We start from the raw sequence: 14710 nt of genomic DNA, 5'->3' as shown, positions 1-14710 counted from the left end.
ATGAGGTGATGACCATGAAAATTGTCAGTATTCAAGAGAAAGCCGTACCTATTAGTAGCAGTATTCGTAATTCATTCATTGATTTCAGCAAAATGACGGCCTCCATTGTCGCCATTCAGACAGATGTCATAAGGGACGGGAAACCTGTCATTGGATATGGATTTAATTCGAACGGACGTTATGCACCATCTGGTCTATTGCGCGAGCGTTTTATTCCTCGATTGCTTGAAGCCAGTCCAACAGACATCACTAATGCAGAAGGAACAAATCTAGATCCAGAGAAGATTTTTAAGGTCTTAATGACAAACGAAAAACCAGGCGGACATGGAGAACGAACCGTAGCCATCGGAACACTTGATATGGCTGTTTGGGATGCTGTTGCAAAAATCGAGGGTGTCCCGTTGTACAGACTACTGGCTGAGCAGTACGGAGATGGGAACATTGACGATAAAGTATTTGTGTACGCAGCTGGGGGCTACTACATGCCTGACAAAGGACTGACAGAATTACAGGATGAGATGAAGGGGTATCTTGATTCTGGCTACACTAAAGTGAAAATGAAGGTTGGTGGGGACTCCATCGCAGAAGATATTAAAAGAATCGAAGCGGTTCTTAAAGTCGTTGGTTCCGGAGATAACCTTTTAGTAGATGCAAATGGACGCTTCAACTTACAAGAAGCCATAGCCTTTGGTGATGCAGTGAAGGATTATAAGCTTTATTGGTACGAAGAAGCTGGAGACCCACTTGATTACGAACTACAAGCCAAATTATCTGAGGTGTACCCTCATGCGATGGCTACTGGGGAGAATCTCTTCTCCCTTCAAGATGCAACCAACTTAATTAGACACGGTGGCATGAACCCTGAAACAGATTTTCTACAGTTTGACTGTGCCTTAAGCTATGGACTCACAGAGTATATGAGAATCTTAGATATGCTTAAAGAATATGGTTGGTCGCCAAGAAACTGCATCCCGCATGGCGGTCATCAGATGTCTCTCAACATCGCTGCCGGACTTGGATTAGGAGGAAACGAATCCTACCCAGGCATCTTCCAACCATTTGGTGGATTTGCTGACAACTACAAAGTAGAAAACGGACACGTTGGCCTACCCGATATCCCAGGAGTAGGATTTGAAGCCAAAGAAAAATTGTACACATTGCTTAAAACATTGCATTAATAAGGATGTTGTTAAGAAGGATTGCCGTTTAATCAAGACTGGCTGGGATACATCAAGTGTGAGCAGCCATTACCAAGATCCTATGACAGAATATCAAGATGAATGAGGAATAACCAATCTCCGAGCTCTAATGCCAAGACCGAATAATAGTTCATCAAGACAGGCGAACATTCATTAAGAGCCAAACCACCTTATCAAGAGGGAAGCTCTAATCATCAAGAATACAATCTATTTTACTAAGAAACTAGCGAGATCACGTAACATAATCGAAAAGTCGGGACCGCCCTCTAGATGTTTGAGTAGAATTTTTCATTCTGGGGTCGGTCCCTTTTTTTATCCTTGCAACCCTGCCTCTTCCTTCGATTCAGGCACAAAAGCAAGAATTACGCCTCCAATGATAAACAAGAGAACAAGGCTGAAGACTCCGATATTTGTACTACCTGTTATTTGTGCAGTGACCGCTAAAAGCAATGGCCCCATGACGGCAGCGAATTTCCCAAATATATTGTAGAAGCCAAAGAACTCATTTGCTCGATCCTTTGGAATCAACTTAGCAAAGTAAGATCGGCTGAGAGCTTGAATTCCCCCCTGTGAAGTGGCAACAAGCATCGCCAGGATCCAAAAATCAACGGCTGTTTTTAGGAAATAAGCATAAATACAAACGATAATATACACACCAATTCCTACATATAACATCTTTTTTCCGGTAAACCGTATAGCTAACCTACCATACAGAATAGCGAAAGGAGCTGCAACCACCTGTGTTAAAAATAAGATTAATAATAGACTAGTAGCCGAAATTCCAAGGTCACTTCCATAAGCTGTAGACATTTTAATAATAGTGCCCACACCGTCAATGTAAAAAAAGTATGCCAGCAAAAACAGCACAAGGGGTTTGTAATGACGGATGTCCTTGATTGTTCTACCTAAGCGTTTAAAACTTTTCACAATTGGTTTTGCCTCACGCTTAATGAAATGAATTTGGGTTACATGCCGAAGCATCGGAATCGTGAACACAGCCCACCAAATAGCCGTAATAATAAATGAAAGTTGACTTGCTCCAGTCATAGATAATGGCAGGATTTCGAGCTGTGACAAAACGATGATGACAATACAAACAAGAAAAGGGATTGCACTCCCGATATAACCCCAGCCATATCCCCGGGCTGACAAATCATCCATTTTCTCTTCCGTTGTTACATCAACCAAAAATGCATCATAAAAGACATTTGCTCCCGCAAAACCAATAGATGTAATCGTATATAATATCAATAATGCAAGCCAACTATCATATGGAACAACAGCCAACATCGCAGTTGAAACCACACCAATCACAAAAAAGAAGGCGAAGAATTTTTTCTTTAAGCCCTCATAATCAGCAATCGTTCCAAGGATCGGACTGAGCATCGCCAGAATGAAGGTAGCGATTGCAATGGTATATCCTAGATAGGCGGTCGAATTCACACTTGAAATACCTGCTGCATCGGCACCCGCTTTGAAAAACAGAGGAAAAATTGCTGTAGATATAATAACGGAATACGCTGAATTGGCCCAATCATATAACATCCAACCGTTTTCTGCTTTACTGAATCGTCTCACAGAATACACCTCCTCCTCACATTGTACAGTAGCAAAGCTAGGATAAGTATTCACTTACAATTTATTTACACTTTCTATACAGAAAAAAGATCTTGAGCCAATCACTCAAGACCATTACTTATGAAAAAAAGGACACTTCCCTTTAATAGGTTTACTATCATCGCCAATAAAAAATTGCTTCCATTCATTATGATCTGGGTCACCAAAGTGACTAATGTCCGGATGTGTAGGGAGCTGATCCCAAACCTCTACACGCTCTCGTACCTTTTCACGAGACATAATTCCTCCTTTTTCTGTCCCTTCTAATCCTTGAAAGATTTTACGCGGTTGAAAGCCAAGAATTAGGCTATTGCCCAGATCCCGTGTTTTTCTCTGCTTATAAGCAGGTGCATTGCCAAACGCAAAGATTGGTTCCCCACCAAAGTGGAAATCCCACAAATAGTGCTCCGGATCCTTTGGACTCTCCTCAGGCCATGGGACTGTATCGTTCTCATGTAGATACTGAAGGATACGCCAAAAGTAATCACGGTAATACTCTAATGTTTTCTCTTCCTTTTCAGGTTCAACAAACACAAACAGCCCATGCCGGATAAAGGGAGGGCTTGTAAACAACTTTAAAAATTGGTCTACCGCTTTCGGAAGATTAGACCAATCCTCCTGCAAGAGATACGCATATCTCAGTTCCCCTTTATTCTCTGCTTTCATACCAAAATAACATGGAAAGGTTTTGTCTGTAACAATCTCATGAAAGGTACGATATTCTTGAGTAAGCCAATCTGGAACAATCGATGCATCATTCATTTCAACCTTTGTTAATAACGCTTGATTTGTCATATCACACCACCTCTTGTCAAAGAGTCCAAGTAGAATTCTTATCATATATATGAAAAAGAACGGTTATCTATTCGGGTCAATTTTATAAGACTTACTTGGAGACTTAAACCATAATTTTCTATACTGTAGGAATCCAAAATCATCAAGATTTGCGCCCTGTGCCATTGGATGAATATAGGCATGCTGCACGGTTTTATATAAGGGTATGACGGAGTATGTTTCAGTTAACATCTTCTCTATTTGCTCTAGTACGTCACGTGGTTCACGCTGTGTAGTAGCTTTTTCCACCATTTGATTTATTTTAGTAGAGAGCTCCTCTTTAAGCAGGTTCACCACTACACCACCATTACCTAGTAAAAAGTGAAGAAATGAAAGCTCACGATCACTTGTGTTCACCATGGAGAAAAGAATAAGATCTGCTTTCTCCCGAACATGCTCTTGTATCAACTTATGAATAGGGACAGTAACTACTTCAACATGTACATCTAATCGAAGATATTCTGCAAGCCACTCTGCATCACGTACATTCAACGACTCTTCATTCGTATAAAGCGTAAGAGTTGTTTCACCTTCCACTGTTGACGACCGACTAAGCTCCACCTTGTGTCTAGATTTTGCATAAAGAGTTGTGCAGGGTTGGTATCGATTCTGGCCCAACTCCTGGATGAGCTTCTCTGAATCAATAAACTGAGCAATCGCCTTTCTAACAGGACTATCTCGCAAAACCCCCTCTTTCTTGCTATTACACACTAATACCTTGCGTTCTAGATCCACTTTGGAAATTTCGTTCCATTCACTCACTTCCCTATTCTCATCTAGAAGAAACGGGAAAAATTGAATATCTGCTCTCCGCTGCATCTCACCTGCATAATAGGTAGGCAAAATCCACATCCGAATGATATCGAGCAATGGCCTCCCATTAAAATAAGAATCAAATGCACGAAGTTCCACAAGGTCTTGGCTATCGCAAACAAGGCGATATGGCCCCGTACCAATAGGATGACGTACAAGATCCTCCGTAGAAGCTGGCAAGATTACTGAACTTGGATAGGCCAAATAACGTGGCAAAAGAGGACATGGTGTATGGAAAGTAAGAACGATCGTATATTCATCAATACAGTTTACAGATCGTAACCCTCGATACATCCAATTATCTGCTTTCTTTAATCTTTCCAAGGTGAACCTTACGTCATCAGAAGTTAATTCCTGACCATTGTGAAATAGGACATGCTTACGCAAATAAAAGGTCCATTCTGTCATACCTTGATTGACCTGCCAATGATGAGCAATATGCGGAACCGCTTCTCCACTGTCACAATCTCTTTTCAACAGACCATCATATATTTGCTCGATCATGTGAAGTTCTGTCTGCCGGATGGCTTTTATAGGGTCAAAGCTAGTCATTCTTCTAAAGTACGGAAATTGCAGGACGTCCTGCTTCCTTCCGTTATTTAGTTCCTGTCGATACCCTTGTTTTTCCTGCAGCCAACCTAAGACCTTATTCCTCCATTCACTCGTCAAATCCAACTCTTCAAGTATAGTGAGGGCTTCTTTTATTTTTCCTTGTTCAAGAAGCCATTGTATTCTCTCTAACAAAAGCTCCTGCATGTCTTTATGCATAATAAGATAAGACTGCTTTGATCGTCCAATACCCGGTTGCCATTCAATCCATTCAAGACTACTCAACTTTTTTAAGATTAGAATGACATTTCTTCTTGTACAAAATAAGATTTCTTCTAATTCTTTCACCGATACCGGAATTCGTTCTCCATCATTGATGTGCTCAAACTGCTCACTAAGTACCTTGTAATGATCCCAGTGGTTCATGTATACCCTCCATGTATAAAAGGTGAAATTTATATATCGTTAGACTACTCTTTTTATTCACCTTTTACAATCTATACTAAATGTAAAGAGAGGTGGATGGATCATGAATAGATGGATCGCTTTTTTAGCTGGCATTATCGTAACTTTACTTTGGTCGAGCTCCTACATTTTAAATGAATGGGCTTTTGATCAAGAGATCAAGCCCCTTACACTCGCAGGGATGCGTTACATGATCGCAGCTACGTTCCTCGCAGTCTTTATCAAAGGCATGAGAATGTTTAAAGCCAGTGAATCTCCCCGTCACTCTCGTCTTCCCTGGGGAACTCTCATTCTTATCGGGCTCACAGGATTTACGATGGCACAAGGATTGCAATATTCAGGACAATTCTTTATGAACCCTACGCAAACCTCTTTACTATTAAGTATAGGTAACACATGTATGGTTTTGCTCGTTGACTTCATTTGGATGAGAGAAAGTCAAAACAAAACGTCCCTGCTCGCTTTTATCGGATTAGCGACTGGTGTGCTTCTTTACTTTTTCCCGTGGGATTTCGGTGAGACTAATGTAATTGGAATTGGACTCGTTCTCCTTTCTTCAATTGGCTATGCGCTAAACCTAACGATAAACCGCCACTTCATTCATCAAAAACACGTTCGTACGGAGGATTTGGTTATACGGCCGATGTTCATTGGTGCATTGAGTCTTCTCATCATCGGTTTATCTGTAGAAGGAATACCACCTTTTAACATGAAACTGCTCTTCATTTTACTTTGGCTAGGAGTGATCAATGGCGGTCTTGCGTTTTATCTATGGACTTGGACTCAGAAACATCTTAAAGCTTTTGAAAGTAGCCTGATCAATAACCTCATGCTAGTAGAAATCGCCTTTTTAGATGTCCTTCTACTTGGACGCAACCTAAGTCCTTTACAAGTGATTGGCATACTATGTATCGCGATAGCCGTCGCTTATGTGCAGCTTAAACCGATCATATCTAGAAAGACAACATCATGATTTCGGTGACGATTTTAGAATGCTTGCTCAGAAGATAGTTATAAAAATAGAAGAGTAGTCGCCTAGAAACTCTTTATACTTAAATGAGTAACGACTGCTCAGGATCTAAATGAAAGCGCTTTAAAATAGTTAATTAGGGGGAACTTCTTTATGAGAAAAGGAATTCGTTTCGTATTGGCTATTAGTTTACTATCAGCTTTGGGGGCTTGTAGCTCATCCAGTTCAGGAGACGACAAAGCCGTACAGCTGACTTTTTCAGCATGGGGAAATCCAGAGGAAATGAAGGTATACGAAAGGGCTGTTGATTCATTTAATGAACAGCATGATGACATTCATGTTGAGTTCAATGGAATAGGCGGCGATTATTTTCAAACACTTTCAACTAGATTACAGGGCGGTCAGGCACCCGACTTATTCTATTTATCCGCAGGTGATGTGTCTACATTAATCCAGAACGAAACGATTGCACCTATTTCAGACTTTCTAGAGTCTGACGAATCCTATGTAAAACTAGAGGAATTCACTACCGGTGACATTTGGGGCCCCGCTATTCAAGATGATGTAGTCTATGCATTGCCCGTGGATACTAACCCATACCTCTTCTATTACAATAAAACGTTGTTGGATGAAGTTGGGGCAACATCTCCTCAAGAATACTTCGATCGAGGCGAATGGAATTGGGATGCTGTTGAAGAAATCACAGATCTATTACGCGACGCCGGTAAATACGGATTTGTCCAAGAGAATTCCCATGAATCCATTCTTAATTGGATATGGACTAATGGCGGTTTATTTGCTGACGATGATTCGATCGTAGCGGATAATGATCCAAAAACTCTTGAGGCGTATGAGTTCATTACACGGATGGTCCGTGACGATAATTTTGTTTTTGCAGGGACTTTACCTGAAGGGCAAGGAACGGAAGCCATGTTTATGTCTAATCAAGTAGGATTGGTTGGAGCAGGCAGATGGCTCACTCCTATGTTTTTAGATACAGACCTAGACTTTGACTACATTCCATGGCCAAGTAACACGGAGAACCCGATAGAAACAGCAGGTGTTGGTATGGGTTACTTAGCGGTAAATGCAAATAGTGATCATCCCGAAGAAGCTAAGTTATTCCAATCCTATTACACATCTAAAGAAGGACAGGAAATTAGGCTGACAGCTCAAGGTAATGCTATACCATCCGTTGAAGGCATAGATGACGTAGTCCTTGATCAACAAGAACCCGAACATATTCAATACCTTGTTGATGCCAGAGAGGTAGGCCGAGTGGCTAAGTATGAAAATACAGCTCCAGGACTTGCAACAGAACTAAGCGATATCTATGAACTGATGTTTTTAGGGGATCTTTCAGCTCAAGAAGCACTAGAACGAGCTGCGAACATATCTAGAGAAATGCTTGGTGAATAATGTAAGACCCTCTACCTATGAATTAGGTAGAGGGTCTTATTTTCATATCAGATTAGCATTGCAATTCCTATAAACAAGAAAACAAGCAGAACTATCGGAATGATAATCATTGCCGCTATTATCAGCCCAGTTAGCAGAGCCTTCCATGCAGAAAATCCATGTGCCTCTCCAATTGATTTTAGACTAATAATCATCGTCCAAATAATAACAATAATCATTAATAAGGTCAGAATAGGATTAGTAGATGAAGCTGCAATTTCAGAGGCATTTATTTCCCCAGGTTCACCTTGCAATGATATAGCTTTGAAATAATCTTCACCCCGCATTAACATATCAACAAAGCTTAGCAGTATAGTAGCAATCGAGGTCACTAAAGACCCTCGAACGGTTGAAACTCTAAGATCAGCCGCTTTACCTGTTCCACCAAGCCACCTACCTACTACAGATGTTAACCAAGAACTAAAGTACAGAATGATCAGACCAAATGGAGGTCCTACTAATATAGCAATAAGAGCTATAAAACCAATATTAACTTCAGTACCTTCTGTTGTATATCCAGTAAAAATTGATAGGATCCCAATAATAATTGCAATAAGTATAAAATTCTTTTCTCGATTAGGTTTATCCAGTTCTTGTCTAATAACCGCCCGCGGCTTAAACCAGATATGTAGCCAGGGATTTAACTTTTCTTGATTATGTTGCTCATTCTCCATACATTTCTCCTCCTTCTAAATAAAAAACCGTGTGATAAAATCAATTTATCATAATCCATATCGGACCAATGACAATAACTTCAAGTATAACAAATAATAACAAAGTCTTCCACGTTAAAATATATACAGCCAAAAACTCAGTAACTCTTCCATTTTAGCGCTCCATATCTATCCCATATATACCCTCCTTTCTCAAATTAAACCTTACTTTATTACATAATCAAGCTCTACTCTGTTTATCCTATACTCAGGTGGTGATAAATATGAAAGAGTACAAAAAGGAACGCAATGAAGAACAAGAGAAATACGACCAACGTTCAGATAGAACGGACTCCATAGGTCTTGATCAAGATGAACAAGAAATGAACGGGGATTACGGGATGCCAGAAACAGAGTATGAGGATAAGCAACATAAGAAGTAATTAGAAAAGTGTCTGAGACAGACGACTTATAACCAGAATAAAGGCCTAACAATGACGTCGTTAGACACAGCATTGTTAGGCCTTTTTATATAAATATAGTTAACAGAGATTCTAAACAAAAAGGGTTCAGAGAATAGCCGAATATGGGTTCTCCGTTATCGCTCCCGAAAATGGGGCACGCTTACCGCGGGCAGGCATTGAACGAACCAGGAACCGGGCATGCCCGGTTCGTTCAATATACCTTTTTATCCCGCAGGTGTCGGCCATCCATTTTCGTCCGCTTGTTTAGTGTTAGGCAGACGATTATAATTCAGCCATATTGTTCATCTTCACCTTTATTTATTCGTTATTTCATCTTACACGAGTTGTTTCAGTCTCTTGTAGGCGAATTTGGACTTGTTCGCTTCCGTTAGACATGTGAAAATTAATGTTACCATCCTATTATTTATCTAAAGGAGTGATTTCATTGAAATATGTTACTCTCTTTGTTGGTTGTCTACTTCTTTCATTTATCGCTAATTTCACGGTCAAATTCATAAGAAATGTCCTGAATAAGTACCCACTTATGACAGAATTCGATCAGGTTATAGAACGGTCCGTCACTCTAGGGCTTTTCTTTGGACTTCTCTCTGTGTTAATTATGAAGTTCGGAAAAAAAAGATAAGATGTTTTAAACCCTACACCTCATACACTAACCTGACCATATCCCTACACCAAATTCCATTCTCTTCAATTTTCTCATCATAGTTTCGCACAAAATAATTATGATCGATCCGATCCATACGAAAGCCGCATTTTTGATAGAAACTGAGGGCTGCCATGCTTGAATTACCTGTGCCTACTTCAACCACTTGAAGATTCTTTTTCACTGCTGCTTTTAACACATATTCAATGAGTCGTTTTCCTATCCCTTGACCTTGAACGTCTTCCGCCACAGCGATGTTCATTATTTCTTGCTTCATTGGAGTGATGGGAAGTAAGACAATCACTCCTACTATCTCTCCATCTCGTTCAGCGACAAAGCTGTCTCCTTGAGCTACGTATTTTTTGACCAATTCTCTCGACGGATCTGCAGCCAAAAGCAATGTCCATGGAATCTCCTCGTTTTGTTTAAGCTCCCTAATAAGCATGGTTATCCATCCTTTTCAAAGTAAGTTAAGCATATATTTTTTATTATAGGACATACCTAGATGGGAAGAAATACGTATATTTAGGAGATGAGTTATGTCCGATTTAACTGGTAAGGTCATTATTGTGAAAGGTGGAGCAAGTGGGATTGGAAAAGAAACGGTTCTTCAATTATCAGGAAAAGGTGCCACTGTAATTATTGCCGACTTTAACGAAGAAGCAGCGAAACACGTGCTTGAAGAAGTTGAAAGCATTTCTGGAAAAGCCGCAGCTTACAAAATTGACGTATCCAACGGAGATGATGTGAAGACCCTCATTGATTGGACTGCTGATACATTCGGAACATTTAATGGCCTGTTTAACAATGCCGGTATTGGCTTGGTCAAGCCACTGCTTGAAATGGACCCTGAGTCCTATCATAAAGTAATTGATGTCGATCAACATAGTGTCTATTATGGCATTTATTATGGAGCCAAGAAAATGGTTGAACTGGGTGTCCAAGGTACAATCGTGAATACAGCTTCTATCTATGGATCCATTGCAGCAACAGGTAGTTTTAATTACAATGCCGCTAAAGCTGCCGTTGTGATGATGTCAAAGTCAGCTGCTCTTGAACTAGCTGAACATGGGATTCGAGTCGTGGGAGTGGCACCAGGATTTATTGACACCCCCATTCTTGGAGATGCACCTGAGGTGAAAGCCGCACTTGCCGAACAGCATATGCGTGGTGAACTTATCAAGCCAGAAAAAGTAGCCAGTGTCGTAACCTTTTTATTTAGTGATGAAGCGAGTGCCGTGAATGGGCAGACTATTCCTGTTGATGATGGTTTCTTGAGCTTTAAAATAAAATAAGATGGTTGTCCACTTTACTTCTTGATCCTAAAACGTAATCAAGATGTGTTAATCCCATTCTAACGAATAACATTTCCTAACAATTTTATATCCGCTTGAGTCTAAAACAAAAAACAATCCACCTCAATATTGAGGTGGATTGTTTTTACGTGGTATCACTTTTTTACTTAGTAATTAGAAGACTGTCCGCCATCAATAGCAATGACTTGTCCATTCACAAATTCTGCTTCTCCTGAAAGTAGGAAGGCAACGACATTTGCTACTTCTTCTGGCTTACCAAAACGTTTCTTAGGGTTCACACTGACAAAGTCAGCCATTGCTTGCTCCCAGTTGTCCCCACCGATTTGTTTGAACGAGCCTTCTACCATCGCCGTTAGAATAACACCTGGCGCAATAGCATTGACACTAATGCCATATTGTCCATAATCTACAGCTGCTGATTTAGTTAAACCAGTTACTGCATGCTTACTTGCAACATAGGCTGCTTGATTTATAATGGCACGAATTCCACCAACAGAGGCTACATTCAATACTGAACCAGAGCCTTGTTCTTTCATAATCGGTAATACATACTTCATACCATAGAATACACCGTTAATATTTATATCTGTTACTTTATTAAAGACTTTGCTATCATACTCAGCTAAAGGAGCTTGCTTTCCTTCAATCCCAGCATTATTGTAGAACGCATCAATACGACCAAATGTTTTTACCGTGCCATCAACATAATTCTTTACTGCCTCTTCATCTGACACATCAGCTGTTACTAAAAGAACATCAGCTTGTGGAGTCACTTCAAGAATTAAGGCTTTAGTCGCTTCAAGAGAGTCGCTATTCAAATCAACTAACGAAAGCTTTGCACCTTCTTTAGCCATTTTTAGTGCAGCAGATTGACCTAACCCAGAACCTGCACCTGTAATAATAACAACCTTACCTTCATAACGTGAACTCATTTTTCTTCATCTTCTTTCTTTTTATGATTCATATTTATTATGACTAAATACCCAAATGAAATCAAATAATTTGTTTACTCTTATTCATTCTTCTTTTATAACGGTTACTTTATTCTCATTATTGAGATTTTGAACAAAAAAATTTTCGATACGTCTCACGCACCGAAAACTCTGGCTTATTTCTCAACTATTTGTTGTAATCCTTTAAACATTAAATTCCACCCATGCTCAGATCCATCATAATGTTCTTTCACTGCCTTCTCAATATCTTCATGATTCCAATCATCTTCATGAGGAACCGTAATCATTTGGATAAATGTCATCTTGCACCCTTCATTCTCAGATTCAAATTCTACAGAAATGACATCCTCTGCTTCACTGAATTGAGGCATTTTAAATGTGAAGACTAGACGCGTGGGAGGACTGACCTCTAGATACTTACCAATTGCCCTATAATCTACTCCATCCCTATGGTCAACAATCTCCCAAGTTCCCCCTTCAATGGGTTCATTCACAGCAACTTTGTTTGTTTCAGCTAAAGTGAATAACCAATTTTTGAAGAGATCAGAGTTAAGCCAGGTTTGAAAAACACTCTCTGGCGATGCCTTAAAATGACGGTTCATTGTTAATTTGATTTCTGATTGAGTAGACATCCGCACACTCCTTCGTTTTAATTCTTTTTAAATACTCCATCATAGTACATCAAGCGCCCAACCACAGGGTTACGAATCATAACATTGATTGTAAATTCCTCATTAAAATCATCGAACGCTTCTTCTACAAAAACCATACCCTGCAAAAATCCTGGTAGTGGGATTTCCTTCGCTCCTACAACAATGCGTTGAGCGGCCGAACGGATGGTTAAACTACCTTGTTCTGTTACATTAAAAATGAGGTCAGAATAAAATAAGCTAGGCTCACCTAAATAGTCTTTTACTACACCTCGTTCGATATCAGCTGTCATTCGTGCGTGGAAACGTCTTGTAGCATTTGGAAAGTGAAATAATCGCTCCCACTGCACTTCTTCCTTACCGTCTGATCGAATAATAGATCGATTCACTATTTCAAAAGGGACGTTCTTTCCACTCTCGGGAAATAGAAACTTCCGTCTTGTCCCTAATAACAAGAGAGGATACAGCCATTTTTTCCCGCTTTGAATCTCACTCATGACTCCATCAGCAAGAAATTCATTGTTATCTGAAAAAGAATAGCGATCCTGAAGCTTAGGATGTAACTTCTCAAAATCCACCCCGAGCATTTGCTTATATAATGATAATGACATCATTCAACTCCTTTGACGCTTACAGCTTCTAGCTGTAGGAAGGTCTTTTGAACAATAGTACCCAATGATTGATAATATAAAAAGCGCCCCATTGAAAGTTATTGGATTAAACGGCGCAGAAATTAATTCTGGAATGAGTACAATCGATGAAAGTGTTAATAACGGAAACATAATTAATTGAATCAGATATAAATGTCTTCTCTTTCGATAAAACAACCAGATTGCCGCAATACATAATTCGCCTACTCCAATTAGTTGAACAACATTACGTGCTAACTCTTCATTTAGACCTAAAGCACGTTTTATCATAAATACTTCTTCTGGATGCTGGAAAATTAACTTTGGAATAAGGCCATGATAAAACCAAACAAAACAAAAAAATAAAGACATAAGCGCACTACTAAAAAAACGAAAATACTGTGATTTCGGTGCTTCACCCTTTTCAAGTGACCTCTTCAATACATCAAAGCTTAATGCTGTAGCCCAACCTATCATCGGACGAAAGAATACCCGATCTATTGCTCGTCCAACAGAACCATACCGAACATCGTAATCATACTGCGTCAAAAATACAGTGCCCTCTCCCTGTTGGTCATACTTCCAGTAGCCCCTACCTTCTCGAATGAGTGATCGTTTTTGGTCGGTACCAAAACGTAAGGAAGAAGTCTTAGAGCCATCTTCTGAATGAAAAGATCCAATACTTTCACCCCATCCAGCGATACTAAGCCCAAAACCTATATTTGTTTTGTACAAAAAAGATTGTGGGTGCCCTTCAATTCTAGGTAGATAAGTAATAGATGAAAACCTTAGATCCCATGCCTGATGCAGCTTTGGATCTTGAGTAGCTCTCCAGACATCTTCTAGAGGTGCATAGATCGGCAATTCAATATAGATAGACTTCTGTTTCATGCTCCACACCTACAATCTTACTAACTCAGTACCCTAATTTCAGCCCTGTATGCAAGTAGTCAAGTTATTTTCAAGGGAGTTATCGTTCATTTAATATTTAATGAAATAAAAACTGCCAAGCACGATCGCCAGGCAGTTTTCAGCTTATTTATTTTTAAATAGTACAAAACCAATAATGGCAGATACCAGAGCAAGAATAGCAAGACCAGACCCTAACAAAATCATGATATTCATGTACTCCATACTAATTCATTCCTCCAGTTCAAATTCATTAAGAAGCGACTTTAGAAAAACGAATATTGTTACCTAATTTGTTTGCTATAGCATAAGCGCCTACAGCCGAGAGTAGGGGCAAGATAATAGACCCATTGCTCATACCAAATTGAGTGACAGTCGACCCTCCAGTTTGCACACCTTGGATAATAGATGGAGTATACATTGCCGTCAAAACAAATCCTGAAACCCATTCAACTAGAATATACAGGACCAAAAAGCTACCCATAAAAATAAATAGTTTCTTCATGTTCATGACCTCCTTTATCAAAGTACGTTAAAGGTAAAAAAAGGTTTCAACCTCTCATTCAC

General features: G+C 39.7%; 16 protein-coding genes. 6 read left to right on the top strand and 10 right to left on the bottom strand.

Annotated features, from left to right (window positions below):
• Nucleotides 1-14 precede the first annotated feature (14 nt).
• Complete coding sequence (locus J2S05_RS11820; RefSeq protein ID WP_306983035.1) at nucleotides 15-1178, top strand: mandelate racemase/muconate lactonizing enzyme family protein; 1164 nt, start codon at nucleotides 15-17, stop codon at nucleotides 1176-1178.
• A 333-nt stretch (nucleotides 1179-1511) separates the two neighbouring features.
• Here the strand turns inward: J2S05_RS11820 and J2S05_RS11815 are convergent, their stop codons facing one another.
• The 3 genes from J2S05_RS11815 to J2S05_RS11805 all read right to left on the bottom strand — a co-directional run bounded on the left by J2S05_RS11815 (nucleotide 1512) and on the right by J2S05_RS11805 (nucleotide 5438).
• Nucleotides 1512-2744 carry an MFS transporter gene (locus tag J2S05_RS11815; protein ID WP_306983472.1) on the bottom strand — a complete coding sequence of 411 codons (1233 nt, stop codon included), beginning with the start codon at nucleotides 2742-2744 and terminating at the stop codon, nucleotides 1512-1514.
• Nucleotides 2745-2891: 147 nt separating this feature from the next.
• Complete coding sequence (locus J2S05_RS11810) at nucleotides 2892-3611, bottom strand: YqcI/YcgG family protein (protein WP_306983034.1); 720 nt, start codon at nucleotides 3609-3611, stop codon at nucleotides 2892-2894.
• A 63-nt stretch (nucleotides 3612-3674) separates the two neighbouring features.
• On the bottom strand, nucleotides 3675-5438 hold the full coding sequence (locus tag J2S05_RS11805; protein WP_306983032.1) for an ABC transporter substrate-binding protein: 1764 nt from the start codon (nucleotides 5436-5438) through the stop codon (nucleotides 3675-3677).
• Between the two features lie 103 nt (nucleotides 5439-5541).
• Between J2S05_RS11805 and J2S05_RS11800 the strand changes: the two genes are divergently transcribed.
• Complete coding sequence (locus J2S05_RS11800; protein ID WP_306983030.1) at nucleotides 5542-6450, top strand: DMT family transporter; 909 nt, start codon at nucleotides 5542-5544, stop codon at nucleotides 6448-6450.
• Between the two features lie 150 nt (nucleotides 6451-6600).
• Complete coding sequence (locus tag J2S05_RS11795) at nucleotides 6601-7866, top strand: ABC transporter substrate-binding protein (RefSeq protein ID WP_306983028.1); 1266 nt, start codon at nucleotides 6601-6603, stop codon at nucleotides 7864-7866.
• A gap of 47 nt (nucleotides 7867-7913) precedes the next feature.
• Here the strand turns inward: J2S05_RS11795 and J2S05_RS11790 are convergent, their stop codons facing one another.
• Nucleotides 7914-8579 (bottom strand): YIP1 family protein, encoded by a 666-nt coding sequence (locus J2S05_RS11790; protein ID WP_306983026.1) that lies wholly within the window; start codon nucleotides 8577-8579, stop codon nucleotides 7914-7916.
• Between the two features lie 263 nt (nucleotides 8580-8842).
• On the opposite strand from J2S05_RS11790, the gene J2S05_RS11785 reads away from it, so the two are divergent.
• Together J2S05_RS11785 and J2S05_RS11780 are read left to right on the top strand one after the other, a co-directional pair.
• Entirely contained in the window at nucleotides 8843-9001 is a 159-nt protein-coding gene (locus tag J2S05_RS11785) for a DUF4021 domain-containing protein (RefSeq protein ID WP_306983024.1), read from the top strand.
• A gap of 466 nt (nucleotides 9002-9467) precedes the next feature.
• Nucleotides 9468-9665, top strand: coding sequence for a hypothetical protein (locus tag J2S05_RS11780; RefSeq protein ID WP_306983022.1), 198 nt, complete (start codon nucleotides 9468-9470; stop codon nucleotides 9663-9665).
• Nucleotides 9666-9678: 13 nt separating this feature from the next.
• On the opposite strand, the gene J2S05_RS11775 is transcribed toward J2S05_RS11780, so the two are convergent.
• A complete protein-coding gene (locus J2S05_RS11775) occupies nucleotides 9679-10131 on the bottom strand; it encodes a GNAT family N-acetyltransferase (RefSeq protein ID WP_306983020.1) in 453 nt (150 codons plus the stop codon).
• Between the two features lie 94 nt (nucleotides 10132-10225).
• Between J2S05_RS11775 and J2S05_RS11770 the strand changes: the two genes are divergently transcribed.
• Nucleotides 10226-10981, top strand: coding sequence for an SDR family NAD(P)-dependent oxidoreductase (locus J2S05_RS11770; RefSeq protein ID WP_306983018.1), 756 nt, complete (start codon nucleotides 10226-10228; stop codon nucleotides 10979-10981).
• Between the two features lie 167 nt (nucleotides 10982-11148).
• Here the strand turns inward: J2S05_RS11770 and J2S05_RS11765 are convergent, their stop codons facing one another.
• The 5 genes from J2S05_RS11765 to J2S05_RS11745 all read right to left on the bottom strand — a co-directional run bounded on the left by J2S05_RS11765 (nucleotide 11149) and on the right by J2S05_RS11745 (nucleotide 14648).
• Nucleotides 11149-11934: a glucose 1-dehydrogenase gene (locus J2S05_RS11765; protein ID WP_306983016.1), complete on the bottom strand. Its 786-nt coding sequence runs from the start codon at nucleotides 11932-11934 to the stop codon at nucleotides 11149-11151.
• Nucleotides 11935-12110: 176 nt separating this feature from the next.
• Nucleotides 12111-12587, bottom strand: a complete 477-nt coding sequence (locus tag J2S05_RS11760) for an SRPBCC family protein (RefSeq protein WP_306983014.1) — start codon at nucleotides 12585-12587, stop codon at nucleotides 12111-12113.
• A gap of 17 nt (nucleotides 12588-12604) precedes the next feature.
• Entirely contained in the window at nucleotides 12605-13216 is a 612-nt protein-coding gene (locus tag J2S05_RS11755) for a DUF4166 domain-containing protein (protein WP_306983013.1), read from the bottom strand.
• A gap of 3 nt (nucleotides 13217-13219) precedes the next feature.
• The gene (locus J2S05_RS11750; protein ID WP_306983011.1) at nucleotides 13220-14125 is read right to left on the bottom strand and encodes a DoxX-like family protein; all 906 of its coding nucleotides are present in this window, start codon (nucleotides 14123-14125) and stop codon (nucleotides 13220-13222) included.
• A gap of 271 nt (nucleotides 14126-14396) precedes the next feature.
• The gene (locus tag J2S05_RS11745; RefSeq protein WP_306983009.1) at nucleotides 14397-14648 is read right to left on the bottom strand and encodes a hypothetical protein; all 252 of its coding nucleotides are present in this window, start codon (nucleotides 14646-14648) and stop codon (nucleotides 14397-14399) included.
• Between the last annotated feature and the right edge of the window lie 62 nt (nucleotides 14649-14710).

The organism is Alkalicoccobacillus murimartini, from assembly GCF_030813245.1.
Taxonomy (GTDB): domain Bacteria; phylum Bacillota; class Bacilli; order Bacillales; family Bacillaceae_D; genus Alkalicoccobacillus; species Alkalicoccobacillus murimartini.
Note: the sequence above shows the minus strand (reverse complement) of the source record. Positions and strands in the feature narration are given on the sequence as shown.

Excerpts from the sequence above, each read along its gene's own strand:
- J2S05_RS11775 (WP_306983020.1), bottom strand. The coding sequence starts at position 10,131 with ATGCTTATTAGGGAGCTTAAACAAAACGAGGAGATTCCATGGACATTG.
- J2S05_RS11765 (WP_306983016.1), bottom strand. The coding sequence starts at position 11,934 with ATGAGTTCACGTTATGAAGGTAAGGTTGTTATTATTACAGGTGCAGGT.
- J2S05_RS11810 (WP_306983034.1), bottom strand. The coding sequence starts at position 3,611 with ATGACAAATCAAGCGTTATTAACAAAGGTTGAAATGAATGATGCATCG.
- J2S05_RS11755 (WP_306983013.1), bottom strand. The coding sequence starts at position 13,216 with ATGTCATTATCATTATATAAGCAAATGCTCGGGGTGGATTTTGAGAAG.
- J2S05_RS11795 (WP_306983028.1), top strand. The coding sequence starts at position 6,601 with ATGAGAAAAGGAATTCGTTTCGTATTGGCTATTAGTTTACTATCAGCT.
- J2S05_RS11760 (WP_306983014.1), bottom strand. The coding sequence starts at position 12,587 with ATGTCTACTCAATCAGAAATCAAATTAACAATGAACCGTCATTTTAAG.
- J2S05_RS11770 (WP_306983018.1), top strand. The coding sequence starts at position 10,226 with ATGTCCGATTTAACTGGTAAGGTCATTATTGTGAAAGGTGGAGCAAGT.
- J2S05_RS11805 (WP_306983032.1), bottom strand. The coding sequence starts at position 5,438 with ATGAACCACTGGGATCATTACAAGGTACTTAGTGAGCAGTTTGAGCAC.
- J2S05_RS11790 (WP_306983026.1), bottom strand. The coding sequence starts at position 8,579 with ATGGAGAATGAGCAACATAATCAAGAAAAGTTAAATCCCTGGCTACAT.
- J2S05_RS11785 (WP_306983024.1), top strand. The coding sequence starts at position 8,843 with ATGAAAGAGTACAAAAAGGAACGCAATGAAGAACAAGAGAAATACGAC.
- J2S05_RS11750 (WP_306983011.1), bottom strand. The coding sequence starts at position 14,125 with ATGAAACAGAAGTCTATCTATATTGAATTGCCGATCTATGCACCTCTA.
- J2S05_RS11820 (WP_306983035.1), top strand. The coding sequence starts at position 15 with ATGAAAATTGTCAGTATTCAAGAGAAAGCCGTACCTATTAGTAGCAGT.
- J2S05_RS11800 (WP_306983030.1), top strand. The coding sequence starts at position 5,542 with ATGAATAGATGGATCGCTTTTTTAGCTGGCATTATCGTAACTTTACTT.
- J2S05_RS11815 (WP_306983472.1), bottom strand. The coding sequence starts at position 2,744 with ATGTTATATGATTGGGCCAATTCAGCGTATTCCGTTATTATATCTACA.
- J2S05_RS11745 (WP_306983009.1), bottom strand. The coding sequence starts at position 14,648 with ATGAAGAAACTATTTATTTTTATGGGTAGCTTTTTGGTCCTGTATATT.